General features: G+C 45.3%; 11 protein-coding genes. 8 read left to right on the top strand and 3 right to left on the bottom strand.

Features of this window, described 5'->3' with window-relative positions; all coding sequences use genetic code 11:
• Window positions 1-52 precede the first annotated feature (52 nt).
• Window positions 53-2,767, top strand: coding sequence for a DEAD/DEAH box helicase (locus H4K34_RS13825; RefSeq protein WP_210757979.1), 2,715 nt, complete (start codon window positions 53-55; stop codon window positions 2,765-2,767).
• On the opposite strand, the gene H4K34_RS13820 is transcribed toward H4K34_RS13825, so the two are convergent.
• Window positions 2,756-3,106: an antibiotic biosynthesis monooxygenase gene (locus H4K34_RS13820; RefSeq protein WP_210757978.1), complete on the bottom strand. Its 351-nt coding sequence runs from the start codon at window positions 3,104-3,106 to the stop codon at window positions 2,756-2,758. The genes H4K34_RS13825 and H4K34_RS13820 overlap by 12 nt on opposite strands.
• On the opposite strand from H4K34_RS13820, the gene H4K34_RS13815 reads away from it, so the two are divergent.
• The 7 genes from H4K34_RS13815 (at window position 3,107) to H4K34_RS13785 (ending at window position 13,082) form a co-directional block, all read left to right on the top strand.
• Window positions 3,107-3,841 (top strand): sulfotransferase-like domain-containing protein, encoded by a 735-nt coding sequence (locus H4K34_RS13815; RefSeq protein ID WP_210757977.1) that lies wholly within the window; start codon window positions 3,107-3,109, stop codon window positions 3,839-3,841.
• Window positions 3,810-4,712, top strand: coding sequence for an aminotransferase class IV (locus H4K34_RS13810; RefSeq protein ID WP_210757976.1), 903 nt, complete (start codon window positions 3,810-3,812; stop codon window positions 4,710-4,712). Before H4K34_RS13815 ends, H4K34_RS13810 begins: the two co-directional genes overlap by 32 nt.
• A gap of 66 nt (window positions 4,713-4,778) precedes the next feature.
• The gene (locus H4K34_RS13805) at window positions 4,779-8,225 is read left to right on the top strand and encodes a DPP IV N-terminal domain-containing protein (RefSeq protein WP_210757975.1); all 3,447 of its coding nucleotides are present in this window, start codon (window positions 4,779-4,781) and stop codon (window positions 8,223-8,225) included.
• Window positions 8,226-8,229: 4 nt separating this feature from the next.
• Entirely contained in the window at window positions 8,230-9,828 is a 1,599-nt protein-coding gene (locus H4K34_RS13800) for an amidase (protein ID WP_210757974.1), read from the top strand.
• A gap of 56 nt (window positions 9,829-9,884) precedes the next feature.
• On the top strand, window positions 9,885-12,215 hold the full coding sequence (locus H4K34_RS13795; RefSeq protein WP_210757973.1) for a penicillin acylase family protein: 2,331 nt from the start codon (window positions 9,885-9,887) through the stop codon (window positions 12,213-12,215).
• A complete protein-coding gene (locus tag H4K34_RS13790) occupies window positions 12,215-12,595 on the top strand; it encodes a hypothetical protein (protein WP_210757972.1) in 381 nt (126 codons plus the stop codon). The genes H4K34_RS13795 and H4K34_RS13790 overlap by 1 nt, the downstream gene beginning before the upstream one ends.
• Window positions 12,596-12,602: 7 nt before the next feature.
• On the top strand, window positions 12,603-13,082 hold the full coding sequence (locus H4K34_RS13785) for a hypothetical protein (protein ID WP_210757971.1): 480 nt from the start codon (window positions 12,603-12,605) through the stop codon (window positions 13,080-13,082).
• A 50-nt stretch (window positions 13,083-13,132) separates the two neighbouring features.
• Here H4K34_RS13785 and aceA read toward each other — a convergent pair whose 3' ends face one another.
• Together aceA and aceB are read right to left on the bottom strand one after the other, a co-directional pair.
• Window positions 13,133-14,407: an isocitrate lyase gene (gene aceA / locus H4K34_RS13780; protein ID WP_210757970.1), complete on the bottom strand. Its 1,275-nt coding sequence runs from the start codon at window positions 14,405-14,407 to the stop codon at window positions 13,133-13,135.
• A gap of 88 nt (window positions 14,408-14,495) precedes the next feature.
• A complete protein-coding gene (aceB, locus tag H4K34_RS13775) occupies window positions 14,496-16,091 on the bottom strand; it encodes a malate synthase A (RefSeq protein WP_210757969.1) in 1,596 nt (531 codons plus the stop codon).
• Between the last annotated feature and the right edge of the window lie 28 nt (window positions 16,092-16,119).

Raw genomic sequence — 16,119 nt, 5'->3', positions numbered from 1 at the left:
AATATGCCATTAGATAGGCATCTTGAAAATCTGATTTCTGCGATCTAAAAAAATGAAGTCCATTCCCAAAGCAAAAGCGCTTTACTCCTATTTTCGAGATTGTTACGAAGCTGATAATCGCAACCTAAACATTCGTTCCGTTTTTCAAAGTCGCTATAAACTGAAGCACTTTGTTGGTGGAACTGAAGAAGTGCTGGAGAAAAAGCAGCGTTTTTCGGCTTTTGACCATCCTAAGATTGATGAGGTTAAAGAACAACTTCTTCTCTACAGTTTGGAAATGGGACTCTATTACGGAGCCTTTTTCCTTTTAGGGATGGACCGAAGTGGCTTCCAGCGTAGTTCTAAAATAGCCAGTCCCCTCTTTTTAATTCCTGCCCATTTAATGGAAGGCGAAGAGGCGGTTTTAGACTTGGGTTGGGATCAGTTGATCATTAATGCTGAAGCCTTGCGTTTGTTGGATTTGAAAAATGAAAGCAAGGGTCATGATGAGTTTCTAGCCAAAGCCGAAATGATTCTATCCCAAGATGGAGGGGTCTATTCTATAAAAGCCTTGTTGGAAGAATTCTACCAAAATCTGGATACTGAAGCCCTGGTAGAATGGCCCGTGCTCTGGAAATCGAGCAAAATTCAAAGCACATTAAAAGAAATCCAGCTTAAGGATCCCTTTAAAGTAGTACCAGCGGCAGCCTATCTTTTATTGGAGAAAAACCAAAACAGTTTGGGGGTGCTACAGGATTTAGAGTTTATGGCTCAAAGCAATGCCTATCCTGAGGTATTAAAGAATCTGCTCGAAGCACAGACCTTGAAAAAGCCTAAGCTTGAGTCCTGGTTTCGTTATCAACTAAACAGAGAACAATACAAGGCATTACAGAATACTTTTCAATATCCAGGTTCAGTGATAATTGGTCCCCCTGGTACCGGCAAATCCTACACCATCGCTGCCATTACGGCCGAGGCCATTGCTCAGGGAAAGAGTATCATGATCGCCTCCAAAACCAAGTCAGCAGTAGAAGTGGTACGAGGCATACTTGAATCGAAATACGACCTCAAAGATTATTTGATCCAGAGCTCGGGGCATGGCTACCGTCGTAGTTTACTTACTCGGGTAAGGCGTTTTCTGCAAGGCATTGAAAGACGGCCTGGCTTGTCAACAAACTTGACCAACCTCACTGAGATCGACAATCAGATGAAGGCTTCGGAAAAAGCCTACCAAAAAGAATTGGAACGTGAATTACGTAGGCTTGAGCTGGAAAAGCCGAAATCTAAAAAGAGCCTAAAAAACAGCATTGAAAAGCTCTGGTTATCGAATGCATTCAGAACATATGACCTTTACCTGCAGCATTATTTAGAAAGCTTGGAAATTCGGAAGGATATCGACAAGCGGATTAAAAAATATTCGGATCAAAAAATTCACTTAAATCGCTTTCAACACCGAAATAGTCATCGCAATGCCATTGCGGCTTATGAGCAAGCCTTGGAAAGTGAAAGCTTCACCGAATCCAAAAAGCGAATGCAGGAGCTCAACTATTCTAAGCTGCTCAATATCTTCCCAATTTGGCTGGTACACCTTCCGGAGCTTAATAATGTGCTGCCCCAACAACTAGAACTATTTGACCTTTTAATTATTGATGAAGCCAGTCAAGTGGATTTAGCCCTAGCCCTGCCAGCAATTTATCGCGCCAAGCACAGTTGCATTGTGGGCGATCCCAATCAATTGCGACATTATTCCTTCCTCTCTCAAAATAAGCAAGCTCAACTCCAAAAGAAATATGGCCTAAGCCCCGATACCAATTTCGACTATCGCAATCGCAGTATTTTGGATTTCTTTCTTAGTCAATTGGCAGAACAAGATCAACTCAGCTTTTTAAGGGAGCATTTTCGATCCAGTCCGGATATAATTGAATTCAGTAATAAAGAGTTTTACGCTGGTCAACTGGAAGTGCTAAAATCGGGTCCTCAACATCAACAGGAAGATGCCATTGAGCTTCATCCTTGCGATGGTGAACGAAATAAGGATGGCGTAAACGAAATAGAAGGTGAAGCCCTTATTTCAAAGCTTAAAGCCCTGAAAAGCGAATACAAATACCAAGCTTTAAAACCCAGCATTGGAGTACTTTCGCCCTTTAGTGCACAGGTTTCCTGGCTCAAGACAAGAGTTGCTGAAGAATTCAATCGAGATTTTATTCAAGGTCATGATTTATGGATCGGCGGCCCCTACCATTTTCAAGGTTCGGAGCGCGAAATAATGCTCATCTCCTTTGCCTTGGATGATAAGGCGCACAGCGCTGCATTCACCCATTTAAATAAAGCGGAAGTCTTTAATGTAAGTGTAACGAGAGCCATCAGTAAGCAAATAGTTTTCCATTCACTAAGTACGGTCCCTAGTAGCAGCGAGCATCTCTTACACCGCTACTTACACTTTTTGAAAAATCGCCACAAAGTAGCTCGGCCTGCCCCTGAACATGACCAATTTTTAGCAGAAATCATTGAGTTTTTGAAAGGACTGGAAACTTGTGAATCCATTCATCCTGCCCACCCCATAGCGGGAATGATTTTAGACCTCATCATCAAGTATAAGGATAAGCACATCTTTATTGATCTTATCGGTTATCCCGGCGATTATGCATTGGGTTTCCACATGGAGCGCTATCAAACCCTTTCCCGCATTGGCATTCAAAGCCTTCCCGTATTTTACAGTCATTGGTCTAGAATGCCCGATGAAGCCCGAAAATCTTTGGTTAAGGCTTTGTACGAATTAAGTAAGTAGATCGATCTCCATCTCCCCTTCTAATACCGTTTCAATCTTCAGGCAAGATTCTGTCATTTGGCTTCGCCAGGCTTGGGCCGAAGCAGGTAAAAGGTCCGAAGCTCTTTCTCTCGTTTCTTGATCAGGCCATTGGGCATAAGCGAAAAAATGACCCTGGCTATCCCAATGAATACGGGAACCCAATCCTCCGCAATGCTCCCGAAAAAGCAAGGTTAACTCTTTCCAAGCTTCCAGAAATCGGGCTTCGGAATCGGCTTTAACTTCAAAACGATAGACTAAACAATAAATAGCAGATTTTGACGGGAAATTAAGACATTTAGAAGCTTCTAAGCAGCCCATATGATTGTTGCCCTTTGGTCCGGACCGCGAAATTTATCTACCGCCTTGATGTATTTCTTTGCGCATCGAGGTGATTTCCAAGTATCAGACGAACCCTTTTTTGGTGCCTTCCTAAAGCAGTATCCAGTCTATCGCCCCTCGCGGGAGCTGGTGCTTCAAAACATGGAATTAGAGCCCTTAAAAGTCTTAGAGTCGCTTCAGGCGAAAGCCGAAAATGGCCCCTTATTCCTAAAGAATATGGCCAATCATATAAGCTTAGTGCCCAAAGATGCCGCCCTTGAATGGAAGGCCGTTTTACTCTTCCGGCATCCGGCAGCAGTTATCGCGAGCTATCGGAAGAATATGGCAGAGATCAGTCTTTTCGATCTGGCTTATCGCGAGCAATGGCAATGGCTGCAAGAATTACAAAAAGCAGGTAAAAGCTATTATCTCCTCGATTCGGATGCCCTAGCACAAAATCCGGAATTGGAGCTTCGAAAACTTTGCGAACACTTGGAAATTCCTTTTTCGAAAAGCATGTTGCAATGGCCAGCTGGTCCCATTAAGGAGGATGGACTTTGGGCCCAATTCTGGTACCAGCGCGTGCATCAAAGTACCGGCTTTGAGGCCCAACAAAAATTAGATCTCCCCGCTATATCTGGTGAAGACCTGGAGCTTTATCAGGAATGTTTAGCCTATTATGAACTATTAAAAAATGCCGCCCATGAGCAAATACAATCTCCCCGACCCGCGTAATGAAAATACCTTGGTATATGTAAATGGGCTGGTGCCAAGGCGCGAGGCGAAGGTCTCCGTGCTCGACTCGGTAGTGCAGGGTGGTGATGCCGTTTGGGAAGGTCTGCGCGTGTATAATTCCAAGATCTACCAATTAGAAGAACATTTGGATCGCCTATTCGATTCAGCGCATGTGCTTCAATTCGAGAATATTCCCAGTCGATCTGAAATCCGCAATGCCATCTTCGGCACCTTAAAAGCGAATAATATGAGTGATGGGGTGCATATCCGTCTCACTCTTAGCCGCGGTGTAAAAAGCACCTCCGGCATGAATCCCCAATTGAATATTTATGGCTGTACCCTAATCATACTGCCCGAATACAAAGGCTTGGTATATGGTGAAGATGGGCTTAAACTCATCACCAGTTCCATACGGCGCAATGCCCCTTATAGCTTGGACTCGAAAATTCACCACAACAATCTGATCAATAATATTTTGGCCAAGATCGAAGCCAATCATGCGGGAGTCGATGATGCGGTAATGCTCGATCAAAATGGCTTTATCGCCGAAACCAATGCTACCAATATCTTCTTGGTACGTAAAGGGGAATTGCTAACTCCATTCGCGGATGCTTGCTTACCGGGATTAACCCGTGAAAGAGTGCTGGAAATCGCCGCCGAATTAGGCATTAAAGCCCGGGAGAAAAATCTGAGCATGACGGAAATGTATACTGCCGATGAGATGTTTACCACTGGCACCATGGGCGCCCTAAGTTGGGTGAAAAATGTAGATGGCCGTCAAATCGGAAAAGCGGAGAAGGGCCCGCTCTGCCAACAAATACAAGCCTATTATCAAGCTAAAATTGATGATCTAGCCGTGGCCATTCCTTAGGGCCTCATATTCATCCAGCGAATATCCACGGATTTTAGATAAATTCAAGCCGCCAAAACACCAAGCATGCGATCTATTACTGCTTTTTACCTGCTGGCTGTCATTTCAGTTTTCAGCCTTCCATTATCGGCACAAGAGGATTCTGCCGAAGCCAAAGACTCCACCAAAAAAGCGACCAAGGAATTACCCTTGGAACCCGAACGGCAAATTCAAATAAAGAACCCGGGCATTACTTGGCTTTCGCTGGATATTAGTCCGGATGGTAAGCAAATTGTTTTCGATGCCATGGGCGACCTCTACCTCATGCCCATTGAAGGTGGTAAAGCCGAGGCCCTAACTCAGGGCATGGCCTATGAAGTGCATCCTCGCTTTTCACCCGATGGTAAAAGTCTGGCCTATATTTCTGATAAAAGCGGCTCCCAAAACCTGTGGGTAATGGACCTTAGCAACAAGAAAGAACGCCAGATAACAGAGGATAAAAATCAGAACTATTTTTCAGCAAGCTGGAGTCCGGATGGACAGTATTTGGTAGCGGCCAAGGGTCGTCGAAACTTAAAATTACACCTCTACCATGTTGAGAAAGGCGGTGGGGCGCAAATCATTAAAAAGCCGGAAAGCCTAAAATGCAGCGACCCCTATTTTAGTCCGGATGGTCGCTACATTTATTTCTCTTCCCGTAGCAGTGCCTGGAATTACAATGCCGGTTTACCGCAATATCAAGTTCGTCGCTATGATATGGAAGAAGGTGAATTGGAAGGCATTACCGCCCGCTATGGATCGGGCTTCACGCCTACTCTTTCTCCCGACGGAAAATACCTGGTTTATGGCAGTCGCTATGAAACGGAGACCGGTTTAGTACTGCGCAATCTCGAAACGGGCGACGAAGAATGGTTGGCCTACCCGGTACAGCGGGATGAGCAAGAGTCTATCGCCACTCTGGGCGTATTGCCAGGCATGGCCTTTAGTCCAGATAGTCGTTACCTCTATTGCAGCTATATGGGTAAAATTCACCGCATTGATATCGCCACCAAGCAGCAAAGTGAGATTCCCATGGAGATTGAAATCAATTTGGATTTAGGTCCTCGCCTGGATTTCAAATTCCCCATTAGCGATGATCCCGAGCAGGCCATTACTCAAATTCGCGATGGTGCCCCCTCTCCTGATGGTAAATGGTTGGCCTTTACCGCTCTAAACCGCTTGTATCTCTACAATTTCGAAAGTGGCAAAACGCAAGCCTTAAGCAAGCATAGCTTTACGGAGGCCATGCCAACCTGGTCGCCCGATGGAAAAAAGATTGCCTATTGCGCCTGGGAAGGCGAAGACGGAGCAATTTATGAATATCTAGTGGGACGAAAATCCCATCAAAAAATCAGCAAATCCAGTGGCCTCTATCATAGCCTTTGCTATAGCCCCGATGGCTCCAAATTGGTGTATATCCAACAGAGCGCTCAATCCTATCGCGATGCTTACAGTCCCTTTGTTTCCGGTGGCAATGCTCAAATCGCCTACCTCGATTTAAAGTCTAAACAAGAACATACCATCGCTCCTGCTAAAGGACGTGGCAATCCGCATTTTAGTAAAGATGGGGAACGCATTTATTTAAACCATGGCTCCAAAGGCCTTATCTCCATTCGTTGGGATGGCAGTGATGAGAAAGAACATTTGAAATTAACCGGGATCACTACTTATGGATCTAACCTCCAAGATTTCCATGATCATGGTTTTGATGAGGATCACACCGCCTCTTTATTACCGCAGGCCTACGACGCTTGGCGCGAAAAGTCAGAGCCTTCTACCCCTTCTGAAATGTTTATTTCCCCAGATGGCAATTCGGTTCTAGCACAAATTAATAATGATCTGTACCTGGTACATTTACCTAAATACGGAAAGAAGGCCGAAATTTCGGTTGCCTCTCCCGAATCAGCGGCTTTCCCGGCCTCTAAACTTACCACTCTGGGAGGTGAATTCCCTGCCTGGTCTGCCGATGGGAAAGATATCCACTGGTCCTTAGGTCCGGCTCATTTCATTTACAATATTGCCGAAGCTGAAGCTTTTGCCGACAGCCTTAAAGCAGCTAAGGAAGCAGAAAAAGAAGCCAAGAAAGCGGAAAAAGCTGCTGAGAAAAATGATAGCACGGAGGCTAAAAGTCCAGTAGATAAATCCAAAAGCAAGGAGAAGGAAAAGGATAAAGAAAAGCCCGTTTATGAAGCGAAGGAAATTCGCATTCCTCTGTCCTATAAAAAGGATATCCCCCAGGGTTATACCCTCTTGCAAAATGCCCGCATCATTACTATGAACGGTCAGGAGGTCATTGAAAATGGAGACCTCTTAATTCACAATAATCGCATTGAAGCCGTGGGCCCCACAGGCACTTTAAATGTGCCGGATGTGGCTAAGGTTCTCGACTGCAGTGGCAAAACCATTACCCCCGGATTTGTAGACACTCATGCTCATATGTGGCCCAATTGGGGCATCCATAAAAACCAAATTTGGATCTATGCGGCCAATTTGGCCTATGGTGTAACTACCACTCGCGACCCTCAAACTGCCACTACTGATGTGCTTACCTATTCGGATATGGTTGAAGCGGGAATGATGCTAGGACCACGCATTTACAGTACTGGTCCCGGAGTTGGATTCTGGTCCTATAAAATTCAATCCTTGGAACATGCTCGCAAAGTTTTAAAGCAGTATTCAGACTATTATCAAACCAAGACCATTAAGATGTACCTCACCGGTAATCGCCAACAACGTCAGTGGATCATAATGGCTTGTAAAGAACTAGGCTTAAAGCCCACTACTGAAGGAGGCTTGGACTATAAACTGAATATGACTCAAATTATGGACGGCTATCCTGGCCATGAGCATGCCCTGCCTATTTATCCTTTACAGGAAGATGTGGTGCAATTTGTAGCCCAGTCGAAAACCACTGTTACTCCTACCCTATTGGTAGCTTATGGCGGACCTTTTGCCGAGAATTATTTCTATGCCACTGAAGAAGTGTACCACGATCCTAAAATGCAATTCTTTACCCCTTATGAAGAATTAGCCTCCAAAAGTCGTCGCGTAAAAGCCGGTTGGTTTATGGAAGAGGAACACATCTTTGCCCGCCATGCCGAATTTATTCGCGACCTAGTAGCGGCGGATGGTATGGCTGGAGTGGGTTCCCATGGACAGTTACAAGGCTTGGGTTATCATTGGGAACTTTGGGCCATGGCTAGTGGGGGTATTCCCAATTTAGATATCCTTAGGGTAGCAACCCTAATTGGTGCGGAATCTTTGGGCCTGGATAAGGATTTAGGAAGTCTGGAAGCCGGAAAACTGGCCGATATTTTAATTATGGATGAAAACCCATTGGAGAACATTCGGGCTACCAATAGCCTTATATGGGTGGTTCGAAACGGTAGGGTTTACAATGCCAATAACCTCAATGAGGTAGCCCCAGAAGAGAAAGCTGCCCCTGAATTTTTATGGCAAAGCCCCTCACCCAGCGAAGCCCTGAAAGCCAAATAAGCCTATGCTCAAAAGCCCTTATTGTATTCTGCTCATAATTTTACTAAGCTATTCCAGCTGGGCTCAGCCAGATAGTTTAGACTTTGATCCCTTAAGGGCAGATATAGCTACAATTAAAGAGGGTTATGCCAGGGGTGCCTGGAGCATTCATGAGGTCACTTCGGTTTATCTGGAGAGGATCGAGCAGATGAATCAGCAAGGTCCAGAGCTAGGAGCTATTCTAAGTGTAAACCCGAATGCTCTTGCCATTGCGGATAGCTTGGATCAATTGTACAGAGCCGGTCGTATCCTGGGCCCCTTGCATGGGATCCCTATTATTTTGAAAGACAATATTGAGTCCCGGGATTCTATGCCTACCACGGCAGGATCGCGCGCTTTGGCCGCTAATTACAGTGGTCGAGATGCAGCACTTACAGCCCGCTTAAGAGCTGCAGGTGCCATCATTTTGGCCAAAGCCAATTTAAGCGAGTGGGCCAATTTTAGAGGCGCGCGCAGCATTAGCGGTTGGAGTGCCATCGGAGGATTTACACGCAATCCCTATATCCTTACTCGCAATCCATGTGGCAGTAGTTCCGGCTCGGCGGTAGCTGTGGCAGCCGGATTAGCACCGGTAGCGATCGGCACCGAAACCAATGGTTCGATTATTTGCCCCAGCCAAAGCAATGGCTTAGTAGGATTGAAACCGAGCGTTGGCCTGGTTCCCGGCAAGGGAATTATCCCCATCGCTCACAGTCAGGATGCCGCCGGTCCCATCGCTAAAACCGTACAAGATGCCGCTTTGATTTTGAGTGTTATTGCGGATCCAGACAGCAACAATCCGGCTCGATTTAGCCAGTGGGATACACATTTATACCTTGAGGAAGGCCTGCAATTTCAAAAGCTGAATATCGACAGCCTCGACCTTTCTACTATGCGAATCGGCATTTACAGTCAAGCTTTAGGTGAAGACCAGAGGGTCGATGAGCTCTTTCAACAGGCTACAACTCTGCTCCAAAATAAGGGCGTTGAATTCGTAGAAGTACCCGATATCCTGCCAGCAGAAACCAATTATGCCTCTTTCGAGGTGATGCTCTATGAATTCCATTTGGGGCTTAATGCCTATTTGGGCAGTTTGGATTCCAGCCTGCCCGTGCACAATCTAGAAGAACTGATTGCTTTCAATAAGGCTGACAGTATAGAGCTGCAATGGTTTGGACAGGAATACCTTGAAATGGCCTTGGAAAAAGATAGTTCGCAAGTAGATAATTACTTCGGTCATTTAGATAAAATGCTGCAAAACAGTCGCGAATTAGGGATTGATCGAGTTATGGACAGCTTAAAGCTGGATGCGATTATTGCTCCCAGCGGTGCCCCTGCCTGGATAACCGATCCAGTAAATGGCGACCACTATATTTTAGGAAGCTCCTCTCCTGCGGCGATTTCCGGCTATCCCAATATTAGCCTGCCTATGGGGATGATTAAAGGCTTACCAGTAGGGCTAAGTATTTTTGGCCGATTGCGCTCCGAATTATTGCTATTACAAATTGCCGCAGCCTACGAAGCTGAACGCAAAGCAATTGAGCCTCCCAAATTCCTTCAAAGCGACCCTTTACCGAAAAATTAAAGCCCGCTCCCCTGATCTGAAGGCTTTTGCTTAATTTCAACCGAAATTTTAACAGCATGCGAAATTGGATCTGGTTAATTGTTGCCGGACTGTGGATAGCCCTTCTTAGTATTCCCTGGCCCGGTCTGCCTAAGCTATTGGAATTTTTCATCTACCCTACTTCAGTTTTACAGGTGAGCCTCGAAGATGAGGATCGCAATTTTAGTGGCAGTGAATACCCCGGTTTACGAATTAGCTATGATGAGCGCGGCGTACCCCACCTATTTGCCGATAGTGAAGCTGAACTAGCTTATGGAATGGGCTTTACCCATGCCAAGGATCGCCAATTTCAATTGGAAATGCTACGCCGCACCGTTAAAGGCCGCTTATGTGAAGTGGCAGGTTGGAGAGCCGTAAAATCAGATCGATTTTGGTTAAAATTTGATTTCGATCAAAAAAGTAAAGAAGCCTTCGAAAAGCTTAAAAATGAAGATCCCGAGCTCGCCTCCGTTTTTGAGGCCTATGCCAAGGGCTTTAACTTTTACCTCCAGCAACAGAAAAGTGGAGAACGTCCACCGGAATTCCATCTCTTAGGGTTCGAGCCTACACCCATGGAGCCCCATGATCCGATCATCCTGATCCGCTACATGGACAAAGTACTGAACTACAGCGAGAATGATCTTAAATTCTCAGCCCTTCAGAAATACCTTCCTCAAAATCTTATTGAATATTATTATCCCTGGAAACGGGATTATATTTTCCCTATTTACCCTGAAATCAGTCAGGTGGATACCATTAATCCTCGTCAGGGTTTGCGAACTTATATTCCAGAATCGGACTTTGATTCGGCTCAGGTACGACGTGCTGCCGACAATGAAGTAGGATCCAATAACTGGTCAGTGGCCGCTTCTAAATCCAGTACCGGCAATGCCTTTTTATGTAATGACACTCACCTCTCCCTAGACCTACCTGGTACCTGGTATGAAGTACATCAGGTTGTTGCGGGTAAGGTAGCGCACGGCTTTAGCATTCCGGGGGCGCCTTTCATTATTTCGGGCTTTACCAATAAGGTAGCCTGGGGTATGACCAATGCCACTTGGGACCTCACAGAGTTCTATAAATTAGAATTAAATGATGACCGCCAGTATAAGTTGGATGGTCAATGGGAAGACTTGATTCCCCGTACGGTAGAGTTCCCGGTTAAGGATCGCGAAAATGCTTCATTCGTTTATTACGATACTTATTTCGGTCCATTAGATAGTGTGGAAGGAGACTTCCTAGCCACGCAATGGGTAGCTCAAAACTTTGAAAGCAGTGAACTGCGTGCCTTCCTGGATGTCCGTCGCTCCAATAATATGGAAGAGGCTTATCAAGCTTTGCAAAACTTTGGTCATCCACCGCAAAACTTTGTATTGGCCGACAATCAAGGTAATATCGGCATGGTAACCTCTGGCTTTGCCTTAATGCATGATCAACCCCGACGTGGTATTGTGAATGCCAACAGAAGTAATGATAAAGCACGCTTTAAACACATGGGGCGTAAACTCTATGTTTTAAATCCTGAAAAAGGCTGGAATCACTCTGCTAATCAACATCAAGTAGTTGGAGAAATTAGTCCCTATTTAAATACCCTCTTCAGCCCTAGTGCTCGTGGTCGACGCATCAGTGAAATGCTGATGGAAAAACCCAAAATTGATCGCGATCATCTCAAGAAAATGCATGGGGATATAATTGATGGCGAATGGCCTCTGCTGAAAGACATCATGATCAATAGCAGTCCGGAAATCTTCCTTCCTTACCTCGAAAACTGGGCAGGAAATTGTGATGAAGAATCCGAAGCGGCCACTATTTACAGCGTATTTAAAACCGCTATTTTGGATACCATCAATTCTCAGCTTTTAGGTGATTTTGACTTCCCACCTCCCGCTGATCGGATGCTTTATCTGCTCTATCAGAACAAGCCTATTCCAATTGGATCGGGTCAAAATTTATCTCGCGATGAACTGGTGGATGCCGCTTGGGCTGGAACAGTTAAATATCTGGGTGACTATTATGGCTATAATCCCAAATTATGGCAGTATGGAAAATACCATAAGATCTATTTCCGTCACCTTTTACGTTTAATGCCCTTTAACCATACTCCTTTCCCAGCTAAAGGCAGCCCCCGCACTGTGAACGTATCCTCTCACTTACCGGGCACCCATGGCCCCTCCATGCGTACTTTGGTAGAACTAACTTCTAGCAACCCCATTGCAGAAACGGTATTGGCTGGTGGTCAGTCTGGTATTCCTGGGCATCAACATTATACCGATCAAATTTCGGATTGGTACAATATCCACTACCATAAGATTAACTGGATAGAAAGCCCGGAACAAAGTCCCTGGTCGGTAACCTATAAATTTGACTAATGAAAGGTTTATTACGCTTTAGCTTTTTGCATCTCAGTTTATTTATTGGTGCCCTTATCCTTTCTGATCTTTGGGTATTTATTGGCCTCTCCTTTTTAGCGGGCTGGGTACCCCGAATGCGAGTCAATTTCTTTTACTACCTCCTACTGGCAACTTTAGCCTTTGTGGTGGCCCTGTTCATTAATCCCATTCCTGATTTCATCAATCAGAGTGTTTCGGATATTATGAAGTTGGATAGTGTTTCCCTTTGGCTTATCATTGCCTTAGTGTCGGTGCTAACCATGAGCTTGATGGCCAAAGCCGCCAATGCTTTGCTCTTAATTTTTAGCCCCGCACCTAAACCTGAAAAGGAAGAAGAGGAAGAAGATTTTATAGATTAGTTCTGAGATGAAAAATAGATTACGCTCAAGCCTTTTGGGCATCCTAATCATTTTAATGGCTGCCGCTTGCCACGATGAAGGCATGACTGAAATCAGCCGCTTTTCACCCCACAACTTAACTTCTGCTAAAGGTGAGTTTTATATTGCTGAGGACACTTTAAATCTGGATGCCAATCAAACCTTAGAAATATGGTCGGATATGGATTACAGCTATAGCGGTGATCAAAATTTGCTCTTTAGAGTAGTGATTTTCGTGGATGGTGAATACCTCCGGGAATTCTATATCAATCCTTCCAGCACCGAAAATCGCGAACATGAATCGCGCAGCCAAGATGGTGATCGCACCAGCGAAAGCTATTACGGCTTTAATGGCCCGATCGAAATCCAAAAAGCCGGCACCTATAATTTCAAGGTTTTATTGATGGGACAAAAGGATCCCAGTCTTGAAATCCGCAAGGCCGATTTAATCTTAAAGGGTAAAAAATAGCCCGCCCCTCCCTTCCATTTTCGGAGCGGGCTATGGATGAATGAATCCTTTTAGAATTGGGCCGTTTCGGTAGAACCCTTCATTGCGGTGGTACTCGTCATACCTGCGGTAACCGTATTCTGCACCTCATCATAATAACCGGTACCCACAAAGCTTTGGTGTTTTACCGCTGCGAAACCATCTTTTTGCAGAGCAAATTCTCTTTCTTGCAGTTCAGAATAGCCTGCCATGCCGCGCTCCTTATAAGCTTTGCTTAACTCGAACATACTAGTATTTAAGGCATGGAAACCAGCGAGGGTAATAAATTGGAACTTAAAGCCCAGCGCGGCTAATTCTTCCCGGAAGCTTTCCATTTCCGCTACCGATAATTTGGAAGCCCAGTTAAAGCTGGGAGAGCAATTATAAGCCAGTAACTTCCCAGGGAATTGGGCATGAATAGCTTCGGCAAAAGCTTTTGCCTCTTCGATACTAGGATGGGAGGTTTCCATCCAAATCAAGTCGGCATAGGGAGCATAGCTCAAGCCACGATCAATGGCCTGCTCTACCCCATTTCTTACATAATAGAAGCCTTCTGCACTGCGCTCACCGAGGATAAACTTACGATCGCGCTCATCAACATCGGAGGTGATTAAATTGGCGGCATCAGCATCCGTGCGCGCAATAATGCAAGTAGGCACTCCCATCACATCTGCCGCTAAGCGCGCGGCTACCAATTTCTGAATTGCCTCTTGGGTTGGTACCAAGACCTTACCGCCTAGGTGACCACATTTTTTTGCGCTACTCAGCTGATCTTCAAAATGTACTCCGGCCGCACCGGCTTTAATCATCTCCTTCATCAATTCGAAGGCATTGAGATTTCCCCCAAATCCCGCTTCAGCATCCGCCACGATGGGCACTAAGAAATCATGCTTGGATTCTCCTTTTACACTTTGAATTTGATCCGCGCGAAGCAAGGCATTGTTGATTTTCTCCACTACCGCTGGAACAGAATTAGCGGGATATAAACTTTGATCGGGGAACATTTGTCCGGCCAAATTAGCATCGGCCGCCACCTGCCATCCACTGAGGTATATAGCTTCCAGGCCCGCCATTACTTCTTGAATGGCCTGATTACCGGTTAAAGCGCCTAAGCCTGCCACCCAATCTTGAGATCTTAATTTATCCCATAGCTTTTCGGCTCCGAGGCGCGCCAAGGTATACTCAATGCGATAGCTACCGCGAAGTTCCACTACTTTCTCTGCGGTATAAGGTCGCTTGATACCGTTCCATCTGGGGTTAACTGCCCAATCTTCTTTGATCTGATTAATTTGTGTTTGCTTGTCCATGAGAGGGTGATTTAAAGGTGAATTTTAGAAATGGAACTCCCTTTCCGAAAGCCCATTTCGGTATAAAAAATTGATATTTAAGAAATTACTAAGTGAGGGTATGGTAGAGTTCGGTGGTGAGGAATTCCTTTAACTCCGGGGCGGTTACCATTTGATGAAAAGATCGGGCTGCAGTACGCAAGCGATCTTTCCACTGTGGATTGATTTCCGTTTCGAGTAGGCTGAGTTCTTCATGGTAGAAGCGCTCAAATAAATCCCGACTTAAATCCCGACCATCCGATAATTGCACCTTGCGATGCAACCAATGCCAAAGCTGAGTGCGGCTAATTTCGGCGGTTGCCGCATCTTCCATTAGATGATTTATAGCCGCCGCGCCCTGACCACTTAACCAAGCCGCGAGGTATTGAATGCCTACTGATATGTTTTTCCGAAGACCTGCTTCGGTTACCTGACCTTGAGGTTTGGCCACCAGGTCTTCCGCCGCAATTTGGTATTCAGGAAATTGCTTGGCTATTTGATTAGATTCAGGCATGCGCTCATTGAATATTTCCAGAGCGATGGGCACCAAGGCGGGATGAGCTACCCAGGTTCCATCATGGCCGTCTTCCACTTCTCGTAATTTATCCGCTCTTACTTTGGCATAAGCGGCTTCGTTCGTAAAAGGATCATTTTTAATCGGAATTTGAGCGGCCATACCTCCCATAGCATGAGCACCGCGTTTATGACACACTTGGATAACACGACGAGAATAGGCCCGCATAAAATCCGTTTCCATGGTTAAAGCATCTCGATCAGGGAAGATATAATCCGGATGTTCTTTATAGCGCTTGATATAGGAGAATAGGTAATCCCAACGACCGCAATTTAATCCGGCAGAATGCTCTCGCAAGGAGTATAGAATCTCATCCAATTGAAAGCTGGCATTGATAGTTTCGATTAGAACCGTGGCTTTAATAGTACCCGGCTTTAAATTGAGATAGGCTTCACTAAAATTGAAAACCTCATTCCACCAAGCAGCCTCTTGATAATACTCGATTTTTGGAAGGTAGAAATAAGGACCTGAACCTTTCTCCACTAAAGCCTGAGCATTATTAAAGAAGTACAAACCAAAGTCGAATAAGGAGGCTGAAACCGCTTGATCATCACAGATAAAATGCTTCTCCTCTAAGTGTAAGCCCCGCGGCCTTACCATTAAGGTGGCAGTTTCAGAATTGAGGCGATACTCCTTTCCACGTTCTTCATCAATCAGTTCGATGGTACCGCGTACGGCCTGGAATAAATTAAGCTGACCAAAAACGATATTGGCCCAGGATGGTGCATTGCTATCCTCAAAATCGGCCATAAAAACCTTGGCACCGGAATTTAGGGCATTGATAATCATCTTACGATCTACCGGACCCGTAATCTCCACTCTGCGATCTTGCAAATCTTCCGGAACCGGAGCCACCTTCCAATCCCCTTCTCGAATCGATTGCGTGAGTTTTGGAAATTCGGGCTTCTGCTGATACCAGTTTTCATTGCGAAGCTTGCGCTCCAATAGTAATTGTTTGCGCTCGGTTCCAAATTTTTGATCTAATACCCGAATGAACTTGAGGGCATCGGTACTGAAAACATCTTCCAATTCAGGTTTCCAGAAACCATCAAATTTTAATCCGTAGGCAAGGTTGACTAATTCTTTATTCATGATTCTCAGTTTGACGAACCAAATATAA

The sequence above is a fragment of the Croceimicrobium hydrocarbonivorans genome (genome assembly GCF_014524565.1).
GTDB lineage: Bacteria > Bacteroidota > Bacteroidia > Flavobacteriales > Schleiferiaceae > Croceimicrobium > Croceimicrobium hydrocarbonivorans.
Note: the sequence above shows the minus strand (reverse complement) of the source record. Positions and strands in the feature narration are given on the sequence as shown.

What these genes read in the sequence shown, in the direction of transcription:
- H4K34_RS13825 (WP_210757979.1), top strand. Translation starts at nt 53, where the DNA reads ATGAAGTCCATTCCCAAAGCAAAAGCGCTTTACTCCTATTTTCGAGAT.
- H4K34_RS13820 (WP_210757978.1), bottom strand. Translation starts at nt 3,106, where the DNA reads ATGGGCTGCTTAGAAGCTTCTAAATGTCTTAATTTCCCGTCAAAATCT.
- H4K34_RS13815 (WP_210757977.1), top strand. Translation starts at nt 3,107, where the DNA reads ATGATTGTTGCCCTTTGGTCCGGACCGCGAAATTTATCTACCGCCTTG.
- H4K34_RS13810 (WP_210757976.1), top strand. Translation starts at nt 3,810, where the DNA reads ATGAGCAAATACAATCTCCCCGACCCGCGTAATGAAAATACCTTGGTA.
- H4K34_RS13805 (WP_210757975.1), top strand. Translation starts at nt 4,779, where the DNA reads ATGCGATCTATTACTGCTTTTTACCTGCTGGCTGTCATTTCAGTTTTC.
- H4K34_RS13800 (WP_210757974.1), top strand. Translation starts at nt 8,230, where the DNA reads ATGCTCAAAAGCCCTTATTGTATTCTGCTCATAATTTTACTAAGCTAT.
- H4K34_RS13795 (WP_210757973.1), top strand. Translation starts at nt 9,885, where the DNA reads ATGCGAAATTGGATCTGGTTAATTGTTGCCGGACTGTGGATAGCCCTT.
- H4K34_RS13790 (WP_210757972.1), top strand. Translation starts at nt 12,215, where the DNA reads ATGAAAGGTTTATTACGCTTTAGCTTTTTGCATCTCAGTTTATTTATT.
- H4K34_RS13785 (WP_210757971.1), top strand. Translation starts at nt 12,603, where the DNA reads ATGAAAAATAGATTACGCTCAAGCCTTTTGGGCATCCTAATCATTTTA.
- aceA (WP_210757970.1), bottom strand. Translation starts at nt 14,407, where the DNA reads ATGGACAAGCAAACACAAATTAATCAGATCAAAGAAGATTGGGCAGTT.
- aceB (WP_210757969.1), bottom strand. Translation starts at nt 16,091, where the DNA reads ATGAATAAAGAATTAGTCAACCTTGCCTACGGATTAAAATTTGATGGT.